The sequence below is a fragment of the Microbacterium sp. JB110 genome (genome assembly GCF_003335195.1).
GTDB lineage: Bacteria > Actinomycetota > Actinomycetes > Actinomycetales > Microbacteriaceae > Microbacterium.
The window spans coordinates 60,710-75,130 of the sequence record NZ_QPGM01000006.1 but is presented as its reverse complement, the minus strand read 5'-3'; the positions used below and the strand labels follow the sequence as shown (position 1 = coordinate 75,130).

10 protein-coding genes and 1 pseudogene are annotated in these 14,421 nt (G+C 67.7%); 7 read left to right on the top strand and 4 right to left on the bottom strand.

Features of this window, described 5'->3' with window-relative positions:
* Positions 1-209 precede the first annotated feature (209 nt).
* From CIK77_RS11555 to CIK77_RS11540, 4 genes are read left to right on the top strand one after another with little or no spacing between them, the layout of a single operon-like run.
* Positions 210-1,640, top strand: coding sequence for a DUF3375 domain-containing protein (locus CIK77_RS11555; RefSeq protein ID WP_087053800.1), 1,431 nt, complete (start codon positions 210-212; stop codon positions 1,638-1,640).
* Entirely contained in the window at positions 1,637-2,242 is a 606-nt protein-coding gene (locus CIK77_RS11550) for a DUF4194 domain-containing protein (protein WP_087053799.1), read from the top strand. The genes CIK77_RS11555 and CIK77_RS11550 overlap by 4 nt, the downstream gene beginning before the upstream one ends.
* Entirely contained in the window at positions 2,235-5,609 is a 3,375-nt protein-coding gene (locus tag CIK77_RS11545) for an ATP-binding protein (protein WP_087053798.1), read from the top strand. Before CIK77_RS11550 ends, CIK77_RS11545 begins: the two co-directional genes overlap by 8 nt.
* Positions 5,606-6,763, top strand: coding sequence for a Wadjet anti-phage system protein JetD domain-containing protein (locus CIK77_RS11540; RefSeq protein ID WP_087053797.1), 1,158 nt, complete (start codon positions 5,606-5,608; stop codon positions 6,761-6,763). Before CIK77_RS11545 ends, CIK77_RS11540 begins: the two co-directional genes overlap by 4 nt.
* A 176-nt stretch (positions 6,764-6,939) precedes the next feature.
* Here CIK77_RS11540 and CIK77_RS17520 read toward each other — a convergent pair whose 3' ends face one another.
* The 4 genes and pseudogenes from CIK77_RS17520 to CIK77_RS18160 all read right to left on the bottom strand — a co-directional run bounded on the left by CIK77_RS17520 (position 6,940) and on the right by CIK77_RS18160 (position 10,441).
* Positions 6,940-7,287 (bottom strand): hypothetical protein, encoded by a 348-nt coding sequence (locus CIK77_RS17520; protein WP_140403485.1) that lies wholly within the window; start codon positions 7,285-7,287, stop codon positions 6,940-6,942.
* Between the two features lie 324 nt (positions 7,288-7,611).
* Positions 7,612-8,397, bottom strand: coding sequence for a heme ABC transporter ATP-binding protein (locus CIK77_RS11530; protein WP_212647429.1), 786 nt, complete (start codon positions 8,395-8,397; stop codon positions 7,612-7,614).
* Positions 8,388-8,990: pseudogene (locus CIK77_RS11525) on the bottom strand (FecCD family ABC transporter permease); the annotation flags it as partial. The pseudogene CIK77_RS11525 and the gene CIK77_RS11530, both read right to left, overlap by 10 nt.
* The gene (locus tag CIK77_RS18160; protein WP_258861473.1) at positions 8,933-10,441 is read right to left on the bottom strand and encodes an SLC13 family permease; all 1,509 of its coding nucleotides are present in this window, start codon (positions 10,439-10,441) and stop codon (positions 8,933-8,935) included. The gene CIK77_RS18160 and the pseudogene CIK77_RS11525, both read right to left, overlap by 58 nt.
* Before the next feature lie 226 nt (positions 10,442-10,667).
* Here CIK77_RS18160 and CIK77_RS11515 point away from each other — a divergent pair, with 226 nt between their 5' ends.
* The 3 genes from CIK77_RS11515 to CIK77_RS11505 all read left to right on the top strand — a co-directional run bounded on the left by CIK77_RS11515 (position 10,668) and on the right by CIK77_RS11505 (position 14,411).
* Complete coding sequence (locus CIK77_RS11515) at positions 10,668-11,900, top strand: mechanosensitive ion channel (protein ID WP_249268467.1); 1,233 nt, start codon at positions 10,668-10,670, stop codon at positions 11,898-11,900.
* 114 nt (positions 11,901-12,014) lie between these two features.
* Complete coding sequence (locus CIK77_RS11510) at positions 12,015-13,052, top strand: Rv2578c family radical SAM protein (protein WP_087053793.1); 1,038 nt, start codon at positions 12,015-12,017, stop codon at positions 13,050-13,052.
* Positions 13,053-13,220: 168 nt separating this feature from the next.
* The gene (locus tag CIK77_RS11505) at positions 13,221-14,411 is read left to right on the top strand and encodes an RDD family protein (RefSeq protein WP_087053792.1); all 1,191 of its coding nucleotides are present in this window, start codon (positions 13,221-13,223) and stop codon (positions 14,409-14,411) included.
* The last annotated feature ends 10 nt before the right edge of the window (positions 14,412-14,421 follow it).

The window sequence follows — 14,421 nt, the reverse complement described above, 5'->3', positions numbered from 1 at the left end:
GGAGAATCCCCGCCTCGCCGTCGGAACTCTCGTACTAGGTGTAGTTCGCGGAGGCCCAATGCAGAATTCGCGGAGCATCTCGTGCCGGGTTCCCGCCGTTCACGCACCGGCCGGGCCGCAGTGCCGATCAGCGCGACTCGGCCATCGGGCCCGCCGGTTCGGCATCGGTGACGTGGCTCAACGTCGCAGGCCCCCGATAGCCTCGTGGGGTGGACTTCGACGACCTGACGCAGCTGCGGAACAAGCATCCGGCCTGGCGCCTGCTGCGCGCCGACAGCGCACCACTCGTGCTGTCCTTCCTCGGTCGACACTTCGTCGATGAGAATAACGGAGCAACTCCGGCGAGCGCGCTCATCGATGCTCTCGACGACCACCTCTACACCATCCGCTCACGCGATCCCGAGCTCTTCCCCCGCGAGCCGGTCGAGTATCTCGACGATTGGGCTTCGCCGGAGCGCGGATGGCTGCGCAAGTTCTATCCGGTCGACTCAGACGAAGTCCACTACGACGCGACGCCGCCGGTGGAGAAGGCACACCGCTGGGTACAGGAACTCCAGCGAAGGGAGTTCGTGGGCACGGAGTCCCGGCTGCACACGCTATTCGATCTCCTCCGCCAGATCGTGCACGGCAGCGAAACCGATCCTGAGGTCCGCATCGCCGAGTTGGAGCGCCGCAGGGAAGGGATCGACGCCGAGATCGACGCGGTGCGCGAGGGCCGCGTCGCGCCGATGCACGAGACGGCCGTGCGTGAGCGCTATCACCAGTTCTCGTCGACGGCGCGCGAGCTGCTGAGCGACTTCCGCGAGGTGGAGGAGAACTTCCGCAGTCTCGACCGCTCGGCGCGCGAGAAGATCGCGTCCTGGGGCGACAGCAAGGGAGAGCTCCTGACCGAGCTGGTCTCCACAAGGACCGACATCGCCGCGTCAGACCAGGGGCGCAGCTTCCAGGCCTTCTACGACTTCCTGCTCTCGGAGCAGCGCCAGCAGGAGCTGGCCGGCCTCGTCGCGGACGTCCAGCGGATGCCCGCGGTCGAGGCCGACAGGCGTCTGCGGTTCATCCATCACGACTGGGCGGAAGCCGCAGAGCGGACTCAGCAGACGGTGCGTAATCTGTCCGAGCAGCTGCGCCGGTTCCTCGAGGAACAGGCGTGGCTCGAGAACCGACGCGTGCTCGATCTCGTGCGAACGGTGGAGCACGCGGCCATTCGCGTCAGGAACGACCCTCCCTCCGTCGACCTCGGTCTCGAAATAGACGAGCCCGGCGTCACCGTCGAGCTCCCCTTCGAACGCCCGCTGTACAGTGTGCGGCCCGAGGCGAGCGTCGACAGCCTCATCTCGCCGGAAGAGGCCGATGATGCCGAATTCGATGCCCTCCTGACACAGCGCTTCGTCGACGTGGCGCGTCTCGCGGGCAACATCAGGGCGATCATTCCCCCGCACAGCACCGCCGAACTCGCCGATGTCATCGGAATGTACCCCGTCGAGGAGGGCATCGCCGAGGTGCTCAGCTATCTCGCGCTGAACGAAGATGACATCCGCATCGATATGCACGACGACGAGGAGATCACCATCGACTACACCGATCCGGAAGGCATCGCCAAACGCACCAGGCTGCCGCGTGTGACGGTGACTCGAGCATGAGAACGCCCGAAGAGCACATGATCGCGTCCACGATCATCCGGCTGATGAACGGGGTCGTCTACCGCGAGACGCACGAGGAGACATGGCGCGGGCTCGAGCGCCATGCAGCCGCCGTGCGCGACCATTTCACCGAGATCGGCATCGACGTGATCGTGGACGACCTCGAGGGCTACGCCTATCTGCGCACGGCCGAACCGGACGAGGGCGACGAGTCGCTCCCCCGGCTCGTGAAACGGCGCGCGCTCACCTACAACGTCAGTCTTCTCCTGCTGCTGCTGCGCAAGCGTCTCGCCGAGTTCGAGTCGAGCGGCGAGGAGGGAAAGCTCGTGCTCGAGCGCGACCAGATCGTCGAAATGCTACGCGTGTATCTGAAGGACACCACGAACGAAGCACGCACGCTCAGCCAGGCGGATGCGACCATCTCCCAGGCCGTCAAGCTCGGGTTCCTGCGCGAGATGCGCGGCCGGAGCGCAACGGCGCCCGCCGCTTGGGAGGTCAAGCGCATCCTGAAGGCATACGTGGACGCCGAGACGATGGCGGACTTCGCATCCCGGCTCTCCGAGTACGCCGACGCTGCCATTCCGGGAGGCGCCGATGAGTGACTCCCTCTTCTCCGCTCTCGAACTCGACGACTTGGGCAGCGCCAGGGCCGGCTATCGCCTGCACCGGCTCGAGGCGTACAACTGGGGAACCTTCGACAAGCAGGTCTGGTCGCTTCATCCGAATGGGCACACCTCGCTGCTGACCGGAGATATCGGCAGCGGCAAGTCGACGCTCGTCGACGCGATCACGACTCTCTTGCTTCCTGCGCACCGGATCTCGTACAACAAGGCGGCAGGAGCCGGTTCGAAGGAACGGAGCCTGCGCAGCTATGTCGAGGGGCACTACCGCTCCGAGCGGAGCGAAGCCACCGGCGCGTCCCGTCCCGTCGGCCTACGCGATTCGCATTCGTACTCCGTGCTCCTCGGCGTCTTCGCCAACGAAGGGTACGACGAGCAGGTCACCGTCGCCCAGGTGTTCCACCAGCGGGATCGGACCGGGCAGCCGGAGCGCTTCTACGTCACCGCCGCGGCCGAGATGTCGGTGGCGGGCGACTTCAGCGATTTCGGAAGCGACCTGAAGACGCTGCGGAGTCGGCTGCGCAAGGGCGGCGCCACCATCGACAGCACCTTTCCGGACTATGCCCGCCGGATGCGCCGCCTGCTCGGCATCCGCTCCGAACAGGCGATGGAGCTGTTCCACCAGACCGTGTCGATGAAGTCGGTGGGCAACCTCAACGACTTCGTCCGCAGCCATATGCTCGAGCCGTCGGATGCGAACGCCCGCATCACCCGGCTCGTCGACCACTACGAGAACCTGACCCGGTCTCATGAGGCCGTGCAGCGTGCCACCGCGCAGCTCGGTCTGCTCGAGCCCCTGGTCGCCGCAGCCGACAAGTACGACGACGCCAGCGCACGGCGGGATCGGCACGCGAATGAACGCGACGCGCTGGTTGTGTTCATCGCGGAGCTCACCCTCGAGGTCTTGGCCAACGCTGTCCGCGCGGCCGACGGTGAACTCGCAGCGGCGACCTCGGAGCGAGACGACCTACGCGCGCAGCGCGCCGGGTTCGTCCCGCGACGCGAATCGCTGCAGGCCGAGCGGCTCGGTGCCGGCGGCGACCGAATCGGCGCCCTCGACGCCGCGATCCCCGAGGCGGAAGCCCGCCTCACTTCTCGGACGCAGAAGCGGGGTCGCTACGACGAGCTGCTGGCGGAGGCCGAGATGGCGCCCGTGACGGATGTGGCATCTTTCCGGGCGCGCGCGAGCGAGATGACCGCGGAAGGCGTCCGACTCGCAGCAGAACAGCGCGCACTCGCCGAGGAGAAGGCTCCTCTCGTGCTCGAGCACGGCGGACTGCTGGCGCAGAAGCGCGAGTTCGAAGACGAGATCGCCGGGCTCGAGTCGCGCCGCAACAATTTGCCGCAGCGACTCGTAGGCGTGCGCGACGACCTGTGCCGGTCACTCGGCGTCGCCGACGCGGAGCTCCCGTTCGCGGGCGAGCTCATCGACGTGCGCGACGAGCACGCGCGCTGGCGGGGAGCCGCCGAACGGGTGCTCCGGCCGTTCGCGATGACGCTCCTCGTGCCGCAGGAGCTGTACTCGCGCACATCCGATTGGGTGAACTCGCGCCACCTCGGCGAGCGCCTCGTGTACCTTCGCGTGCCGGAACGCGGAATCCGCGCCGTCGCCGCCGAGTCCGACGGGCCGCTGCGCCTCGTCGACATACTCGAGATCGAGCCGGGCATGTTCGAAGATCATCTGCGCGGGGAACTCGCCCGTCGTGCCGGTCATCGTCTCGTCGACTCGGTCGCCGATCTGCAGCGCGAAGATCGCGCGGTCACCGCCGAGGGCCTCGTGCGCGACCGCGATCGCCATGAGAAGGACGACCGTCGCCGTGTCACGGACGCCAGCTGGTGGGTGCTCGGTCGCAGCAGCGAACGCAAGATCGCGGCACTGACCGAGCGGCTCGAGCGCGTGCGCGACCGCGCTCAGCGGGCCGCCCGTCGCCTCGACGAGATCGACGGGCTCGAGACCGCTTTCGCGAAGCTGCTCGCCGCACTCGGTCGGCTCGAGGAGTATGCCGGATGGGCGGAGATCGACACGGCCACGGCAACAGTCGAGCTCGATTCTCTGCGCAAGGAACGCGAGCGCATCGTCGCCGGTTCCTCCCGGCTTGCCGAAATCGACCGTGAGCTCGACGAATTGGCCGACCAAGAGACCCACTGCGACGCTCTGCTCGAAACCGCCGCACAGCACATCGGCAGCATCGACCACGAGCTCCAGCAGCTTCGCGCCCGCGAGACGCGAGAGCATCACGTGCTCGATGCGCTCCCCGGCGAGGTGCGCAAGGCATCGCACGCGCACGCCGATGCGCTTCGTGAGCGCATCGGAACGCGACGCGGGCCCACCAGCGTCGACGGCTGCGACGAGCTGCGCACCCGGCTCACGCGCGAGCTCACGTCGGCGGTCGAGGCCGCTCAGCGGGAGTTGAACGGCCACACCACCAGCATTCAGCAGCAGATGGGGGAGATCCTTCGAAAGTGGCCGGAACTGGCCTCCGAAATGGACGCGAACATCGGATCGATCGACGAGTTCCGCCGTCTGCACGACAGAGTTCAGCGCGACGACCTACCGCGGTTCGAACAGGAGTTCCACCGCCAGCTGAACACCGAGGCGATCAAGGAGCTCGCCGGTTTCAATGCCTGGCTGGGTCGGCAGGCGGAGGACATCCGGGGCAGGGTCGACACCATCAACGAGGCGCTCGGGGCGATCGACTACAACCCCGGCAGGGTGATCGCGCTCGTCGCGGAGCCGACCGTGAACACGGAGATCCGGGATTTCCGTTCCGACATGCGTGCCGCGACGGGAGACCTGATCGATGCCGGGGCGGATGATGCGGAGCTGCGTTTCGAGCGCGTACGCGTGCTCGTCGAGAGATTCCGCGGCAGGCCGAATCACGCGGACACCGACCGGGCCTGGGCGGGCAGGGTCACCGACGTGCGCAACTGGTACACCTTCGCCGCCTCAGAACGCGACCGCCAGACCGGCGTCGAGCACGAGCACTACACCGACTCCGACGGCAAATCGGGCGGTCAGAAGGAGAAGCTGGCCTACACCATCCTCGCCGCGTCGCTGGCCTACCAGTTCGGGCTCGAGTGGGGCGTGATGAAATCAAAGGACTTCCGATTCGCCGTCATCGACGAAGCCTTCGGACGGGGCTCTGACCAGTCCACGCGCTACGCACTCGAGCTGTTCGCGAAGCTCGGGCTGCAGCTGCTGATCGTGACGCCGCTGCAGAAGGTGCACGTCATCGAGCGGCATGTGAGCTCGATCGGCTTCGTCGACAACCCGACCGGCGCGGCATCGCGGGTGCACACCCTCACCGTGGAGGAATTCCGCGCGCGCAGGACGGCCGGTACCGGATGACGTCCTGGACGACCTCTGCCGACGTCGAGACGAAGGTTCGCCGGCGCTGGGCCAGCGGTGCGCTGCTGCGAGCGCACACCCTCGGCGAACCCTTCGAAGCGATCCGTGTGACGCTTCGCACCCCGGCCGCCGCCGATCTCTCGGAACGGCTCGAAGAGATCCGACGCTGGGCAGCCGACCTCGAACGCCGCTCCGACAACGGCCGCCGCTTCGAGCTCGAATCGAAGGTCGTCGGCGGCCGCACCATCGGGCGCTCGACACTTCCCGGTCGCGCGATCGTGCGCAGCTACGAGCAGGCGTGGCGTCTGCTCGGCGTCCGGGAGGACGTGCGGCGCTTCGATGGCGTGCTTGCCGCGACGGCTGGGAGACCGGCTGTCACAGATTGGGTCGTCGCCCATCCGCTGCGCGCCGTGAGCTTGGCCGAGGAGTGGCCATCGATTCTCACGGCGCTCGAATGGTTGGACTGGAACGCCGGAACGGGGCTCTATCTGCGCCAGGTGGATGCTCCCGGCGTCGACACTAAGTTCATCGAACGTCATCGCGGCGTGCTCGCGGCCCTGCTCGCCGTTCGCACGAGCGCACAGGGCTTCGTCACGGACCTGGGGTTCGCGGCGAAACCGCCGCGGGTCCGGCTCCGCTTCGATCCGGACACCCTCCGCCTGCCCGCGCCTCTCACAGAGGCGGAGCTGCGAACCGACGAGCTCGCAGAACTCCCCGTCGAGATCGCACAGGCCCTCATTGTCGAGAACGAGGTCACCTATCTCAGCGTTCCGATTCCTCCCGGCGGTGTCGTCCTCTACGGGCGAGGATACGACGCCTCGCAGGCGGCCTCGCTCCCGTGGCTGCGGTCGGCCGCTGCCCGCGGAGATGTGAGCTACTGGGGCGACATCGACACGCACGGGTTCCAGATCCTGAACCGCGTGCGCTCCCACCTCCCCGGCGTGCGCTCAGCACTGATGGACCGCGACACCCTGCTGCGCCACGAGGAGCGATGGGGCCGCGAGGACAGCCAGACGAATGCCGCGCTCCCGCTCCTCACGGCAGCGGAGAATGCACTGTACGCCGACGTCATCAGTGACCGCTTCGGGCCGTCACTTCGACTGGAGCAGGAGCGGATCGACTGGGCATGGGCCACACAGCGACTGCCTTCGTAGGTGTGCCTCTGCCCAGCAACCGCACGGTCGCGCTGTTGTGCCGGGTCTGCGACTACTGCCCGCCGCAACACACAGCAGGCGGTGCTATCCTGGCGCCATGCCTCCCCCCGCAGGGGCGCGAGGAAGGAAGGGCTGGGACTCTCGGGGTATACCGAGACCCGGCCCTGACGTCTGCATCAGTCGAGTCGGATGACGTGTTCCGTGACTCCAGCACGCAGACGCTCGTACGGCATTGCATCATCCCCTCGATGATGCAATCCGATCGCGCCTGCGACGATATCGGGCAGCCACAGCATCGGCTCTTGATCGGGATGAGTGAAATCCACATGCAGCTTGTCTGGGATCGCATGCTGTGAGCGCAGAGCATTGATCAGCTGCAGGTCGCGCTGGTTCAGTGATGGCGTTCGCCGCTCTGCCCAGACATGAGAGACGCCCAGCTCAAAAAGTGCGTGCAAGAGGTGGATCATGCATTTGCGGCGAGCCCGCTCTTGCTTTCGCACATCGATGGATGCTCCGACGACCACGGTGTGTTCGATGTCGATCCCACCGACGATCGCTGCGAGAGTGCGACGAGTGCGAGCGTCGCTGTCCTTCCAATGCAGACGCCGCGCTCGCCCCGGAGGCAGTCCGCGAAGCACGTCCCGAACGGGCTCGCAGGCCGCCGGATCAGCGACGGTCGCTGCGAGCAGGTAGATCCCCTCGGGCATCGTCGGCGTCGCCGTGTGCATGGACTCGTCGACCCAGGCGTGCAGAGTCGGCTTCGAGTTCATTCCTCCATCATGCCGACCGCCTCCGACAGCGAGTGGTCAGAACGCAGAACGCGGGGCCGTGCGCGTCCCCGTCCGCACTCACCCCTCGCGGCGCGGCAGCACGATCGGCTTGCCCGCGCCTGGATCGGTGACGACGCGCACCGGGGTGCCGTAGACCGACTCGGTCAGCTCGGCATCGAGCACCTCATCCGGGGCGCCGTGCGCGCGCAGCGTGCCGCCGTCGAACACGGCGACCTCGTCCGCAGAGGCTCCAACGAGCGACAGATCGTGCAGCACGACGACCACGGCCCGGCCGCCGCGCGCCAGTCGCCGCGCGAGCCGCATGATCTCCTCCTGATGACGCAGGTCCAGCGCCGCCGTCGGTTCGTCGAGCAGCAGGATGTCGGTGTCCTGCGCGAGCACGCGCGCCAGCGACGAGTGCGCCCTCTCTCCTCCGGAGAGCGCGGGGAAGCTCCGGGAGGCGAGCGGGATCACGTCAGCGCTGCGCATCGCCTCGTCGATCGCGCGCTCGTCGGCCTCGGCATCGGCGACGCCGATCCATGGCGCTCTGCCTATCTCCACCACCTGCCTGGCCGTGGACGAGAAGGTCACCGCGTTGTCCTGCAGCAGCACCGCCCGCGTGCGCGACAGCACGCGCGGACCCCAGGAGTCGAGCGGCCTGTCGGCCAACAGCACCTCTCCCGACGACGAGCGGACGTCTCCGGTCAGCACGCCCAGCAGCGTCGACTTCCCCGCTCCGTTCGGGCCCACCAGGGCGAGCACATGCGAGCGCCGGATGTCGAGGGCCACCTCCGAAAGGATGGTGCGCCCGCCGAGCCCGCAGCCGACGTCGGTGAGGCGGAAGGCGGCGTCCGTCACGTCCATCCCCCCACCCTGCGCCGATTGCGCCGGATGAGCCAGTGGAAGAACGGCCCGCCGATGAGCGAGGTGAGCAGACCGATCGGGAGGTCGGCCGACGGCACGATCGTGCGCGCGGCCAGATCCGCGTAGACCATCAGCACCGCCCCGCCGAGGAGCGAGGCGATGATCAGAGAGCGATGGGTCGGCCCGAGGATCATGCGCACCAGGTGCGGCACGACCAGTCCCACGAACGCGATGATGCCGACGAAGGCGACGGCGACGCCGGTGTTCAGAGCCACGAGCACGACCGACACCAGACGGAGACGTTCGACCCGCACGCCGAGGCGCGCCGCGGTGCGGTCGCCGAGAGCGAGCAGGTCGTAGCGGTGCGCGAGGAGCACGACGACGACGGTGGCCGGCACGGCCACGACCGCGACGACGAGAACCTCGCGCCAGTTCGAGCCGTTCATCGACCCCAGCTGCCAGAACACGATCTGCTCGCGGCTGGCGGTGCTGCCGGTGAACATCAGCAGTGCGAACCCCGCGCCGCCGAAAGCGTTCACGGCGATGCCGGTGAGCATGAGGGTGACCAGCTCGGTGCGGCCCTGCGCGCGGGATTCCGAGCCGAACAGGTAGTAGACACCGGCCGATCCGCGCAGGTAATGGCCCCGACCAGCCACATCCTGCGCCGGTCGAACTCGTCCTCGAACTCGCTCAGCATCACCAGGTCCGGATGCCGCCGCAGCCCTGGCAATTCGTCCTCCGCTGTCTCGAGGAGCACGATCTCGCCGACCCGCAGCTTCGTGTCTGCGAGCCGGTCAGCGCGCATCCTGGTGCTCTCGATGCCGATCGGCCTGGCGCGGAACCTCCGCCAGAATCCGATCGCGCCGGCACGCCTGCCGTTGAACAACCAGCGGTTGCGCACGACGACCCGCACGAGGTGGCCGTCCCTGGCGTGACCGAAGCCGCCGTCCATGTCGCTGGCGACGTGCAGGCTCTCATCGGCCACGAAGTCGGCGACCTGACGCGTCGTCGCCCTGACCGTCAGAATGTCTCCGTCGGCGAGCACGACCCGCTTCGCGTCCTCACCGTCGAACCGCTCCTCGTCGCGGGTCAGCCGCAGCACTTCGGCGCCGATCGCCTCCACCTCTCCGGCCTCGGCGACGACCGTGCCGACGAGCTCGCTGCCTGCCGGCACCCGCAGTTCGACGACGAACTGCTCGTCGCCGTCATCGTCCCCGCCGCCGATGTCCCTGTTCGGCAGCAGGTGACGGCCCACGGTCACGAAGTAGAGCAGGCCGACCACCAGGATGATGATGCCGACGGATGCGAACTCGAACATGCCGAGCCGACGGCCGAACTCGGGCACATCCGCGAGCAGTGCGACCGCGAGGATCGAGGTGGACGTTCCGATCACCGTGAGCATCCCGCCGAGCATGCTGACGAAGCTCAGCGGAATCAGCGCCTTCGACGCGCGCATCCCGATCCGCTTCGTCAACTCGATCACGAACGGGATCGCGACGGCCACAGCAGCGGTGTTGTTGACGAAGCCGGAGATCACGCCGACGAGCCCCGTCACCACGAGCAGGAACCGCACCTCGGAGTCACCGACGAGCGGCACGATCTTCCGGCCGAGCACGTGCATCAGACCGGACCGCTGGATTCCGGCGGAGAGCAGGAACATGGCCATCACCGTGACGGTCGCGGTGCTCGACAGCCCGGAGAGTCCTTCCTCGACAGTCGGGAACGTCGAGGCGAAATCGACACCCGCGTCCTGCAGCCACGGCAGTCTGCCGACGAAGGGCACGCAGATGACGATCACCATGATCGCCAGTGACGTGACGTACAGCGGCAGCTTCTGGCTGGCGAACAGGTACAGCGCGACCGCCACGATGGCGAAGACGACGGCGATCTCGACGGTCACGGAGCTGACGCTACCGGACGCTGCCCCACCGCAAGAGATCCGGATGGCCGGTGCCGGAGGGCGGATCAGTCGCAGCTCCACACAGGCGAGGGGACCTCGACCGTGCGGTCGACGCCGGCGATGGTGAGTTCGACGACGACCCATCGCGCGAGCGGAAGCCTTTTCGGGATCCTCGAGATCGTGCAGCGCATACCACCCATTCCTGTGCGAATCTCGCCGTACAGGGCGAAATGCAATGGTGAAGTGCTGATCGTTACCATTCTGCAATGGGTGACCTGGCATAGTATGACCAAGTCGCACACATTCGAGGAGTGGACCGGGAGGGTGTCCGCCCCGAGACGCGCCAAGGAGGCAAGCAATGGACGGCTTTATGAGCAGTTTCAACTGGGGCGACATGCTGATCAAGATCGGCCTCGCCATCGTCATCATCCTCGTCACCTGGCTGATCGCCTGGCTTGTGAAATGGGGCATCAGCAAACTCGTCGGCAGGATCGGGTTCCTGCAGAAGCAGGGCAGCGACGGCAAACCCGTCGGCGACTCGATCGGACAGGTCGCATCGCTGATCGTGTGGCTGTTCGGACTCGTCGCCGTGCTGCAGGTGTTCGCGCTGGAGCAGGTGCTCGCCCCGATTCAGGGCATGCTCGACGGCATCCTGCAGTACCTGCCGAACATCATCGGAGCCGGCTTCGTCTTCTTCATCGGCTTCGTGATCGCGAAGATCGTCAGCCAGCTCGTGAGTGTGGCGCTGAACGCCGCGAACCTCGACCGCCTGATGAGCAAGGCGTCGCCGCAGCGCGCCGCCGACACGATCACGGGCGAGGAAGCCGCTCCCCCGGCACCGCAGGGAGCCGCACCGCCCCAGCCCGCACAGCCGAGTGCGGGCGCCCGCATCGCATCGATCGTCAGCAACCTCGTCTTCGCGATCATCCTGATCGTGGTCGCCGTTGCTGCGCTGCAGATCCTCAACATCACGGCGATCTCCGAGCCGGCCGTGCAGATGCTCAACCTCATCCTCGGCGCGATTCCCTCGATCATCGCGGCGCTGCTCATCCTGGGCCTCGGCTACCTGATCGCGAAATTCGTCGGCGACCTCCTCGAGGGCACGCTGGTCGGGATCGGCACCGACAGGGCCATCGCGAGCATGGGCATCATGCCGGAGGGCAGGAGCGCCTCGGCGATCATCACGACGATCGCCAGGGTCGCGATCATGGTCTTCTTCGGCATCATGGCGGCACGCGCCCTGAACTTCCCGGAGATCACCGACATCCTCAACGAGGTGCTCTCGCTCGGCGGACGCGTGCTGTTCGGCGGTGCGATCATCGCAGCCGGGTTCCTGGTCGCGAAGCTGCTCAGCAACGCCATCGGATCCGGCACGGCGAGCACCGTCATCCGGTACGCCACACTGGTGCTGTTCGCGGCGATGGGCCTGCAGTACATGGGCATCGCCGATTCGATCATCACCCTCGCGTTCGGCTCCATCGTGGTCGGCGGTGCTCTGGCTGCCGCCCTCGCGTTCGGGCTCGGCGGTCGCAACGCCGCAGCGCGGTCGCTGGACAAACTGGGCAAGAAGGCAGAGAAGGAGGACTCGACTCCGGCTGCATAGCCGAGCGGTCCACCCACAGAGGGGCGCGTCCTGCGGGGCGCGCCCCTCTGTGCGCATCCCGGATGAACGTGTGCCGCTGTTGACCGCATTGCGAACATTTGTTCTACTGGAATCGTGCGCTGGAGTGGACAAAAGATCGATTCGTCGGACGCGAAGCCGACGCTGCTCGGCATGCCGGGCCTCGTCCGCAGCGTGCAGACCCCGGATTTCGCCGGAGTCACATTCCACGAGGTGATCGCCAAGTCCGCGCTCAACCGCGTTCCGGCGTCGAGCTCGATGCCGTTCGAGTGGACGGTCAACCCGTATCGAGGATGCGGTCATCAATGCGTATACTGCTTCGCCCGCAGCACCCACCGCTATCTGGAGCTCGATGCGGGCGACGACTTCGACCGGCAGATCATCGTCAAAGTGAATGCTCCGGATGTGCTGCGCGCGGAGATCGGCAGGCGGTCGTGGCGGCGGGAGCTGGTGGCGCTCGGCACCAACACCGACCCGTATCAGCGGGCGGAGGGGCGCTACGAGCTGATGCCGGGCATCATCCGGGCACTCGGAGAGAACGGCACGCCGACGTCCATCCTCACCAAGGGCACGCTGCTGCGCCGCGATCTGCCGCTGCTGAGCCGGATGGCGGAGCATGTGCCCGTCGACATCGCGATGTCGATCGCAGTGTTCGACGATGAGCTGCAGAAGGCGATCGAACCGGGAACACCCGGCACCCGCGCCCGGCTGGCCACCGTGAGAGCCGCCGCCGAGCTCGGGTTCCGCGTGACCGTGTTCCTGATGCCGATCATGCCGTGGCTCACCGATCAGCCGGAGCATCTGGAGCACGCCGTCTCGCAGATCGCCGAGGCCGGCGCGCACCGTGTCGTCTACGGCGCGCTGCACCTGCGGCCCGGCGCGAAGGAGTGGTTCCTCGAGTGGATCTCCAGGGAGCACCCGGAGCTCGAGGCCGGCTACCGGCGCTTCTACGGGACGGCCTCGTACGCGCCGAAGGCGTACCGACAGCAGCTCTCCGCAAGGATGCGCCCGCTGCTGCGTCGCTACGGCCTCGACCCGCGTGAGGATGAGGATCAGCCCGAGGCGCGCCGCGTCGCCCGCTCGGCCGCACAGGCGGTGTCGCTGGAACCCACGCCGCAGCCGACGCTGTTCTGATCATCCGGATGGGCACCGCCCGCCGGCGCGACCCAGGCGACCTGTCCTGGCGACCGCCGACACGGCCGCCCAGCGGTCGACCCCGCTTATGCAGACGCAGCCCCGTGCACGCTCACCGCACACCTGGCAACATCGACATGAGCACCCCGCGATCCGAGAGCGAACTCCATGACAATGCCTTCGTCCACCGACATCGCACCGGTCAACCGTCGAGCCATCGCCTGCATCATCGACACCGCCATCGGCACCGGAGTCAGCTTCCTGGTGCCGGTCGGCGTGCTGACCGGGATCGCCGCGACATCCGGCGACACGATGACGGGCATCGTCGTCGCGGTCCCGCTGTTCGGCGCCCTGGGTCTGGCGTGGTTGGTCGCGCACACGGCCATGCAGGCCGGCAGCGGGTCCATCGGGATGCGCGCGCAGGGCCTGCGTCTGGCTCGGACGCAGGACGGCGGCCCGATCGGGTTCGGGCCCGCTCTGCTGCGCAACGTGGTGTGGGGCCTTGCCGCGTCGATCGTGGTCGGCTGCTTCACAGTGCTGTTCGACAGTGCGGGGCGGCTCCAGGGCTGGCACGACAAGGCCGCAGGGGCCGTCATGCTCAACGTTCGGACACCGTCCGGCACCGCCCCGGAGCCGCCAGGCCTCGACGCAGCGCGCGCGCCGCGTCAGCCCGACGACGAGACCGGACACCCCGCACCGCAGACGGCGATGCCCGGATTCGCACGGCTGCCCGCGCAGTCGGCCATGCCGGGGTTCGACGCGCGGCCTGGCTCGCCCTCACCGCAGACGGCGCCGGCCGCACCAGGCACGGACGCGACAGACGATGAGTTCTTCCAGCACACGGTGCTGTCTCCCCTCACCGCACAGCAGCCGACCGAAGATTCGCTGATCTCGTTCGTCCCCGGCGTCACCCAGGAGCCGGCGCCCCGGCCCGTCGAGCCCACGGCTCCCGCCGCGGGCGATCCAGCGCGGATCGGGCCTCCGACTCCGACGGCGCACGAGGCGGCTGCCCCGCCCCCGACCGGCGTCAGCACGTCCATCGGTCTCGTGTTCACCTGGGACGACGGTCAGCGCACGACGGTGTCCGATCGCGCAGTCTTCGGGCGCAACCCCGAGGAGCGCGACGGCGCGGTGCATGTGCCGGTCAGCGATGGGACCCGTTCCCTGTCGAAGACCCATTTCGAAGCAGGGGCGGACACCCGTGACGGCTGGGTCATCGACAGGCACTCGACCAACGGCACCACCCTCGTGCGCGACGGTGTGCGCATCATGTGCCCTCCGGGACAGCGCGTGTCGGTGCAGCCGGGCGACGCCCTCGAGATCGGCGATCGCTCCGTCAGGATCGATCGGCACGAATAGGCCGCGGCAT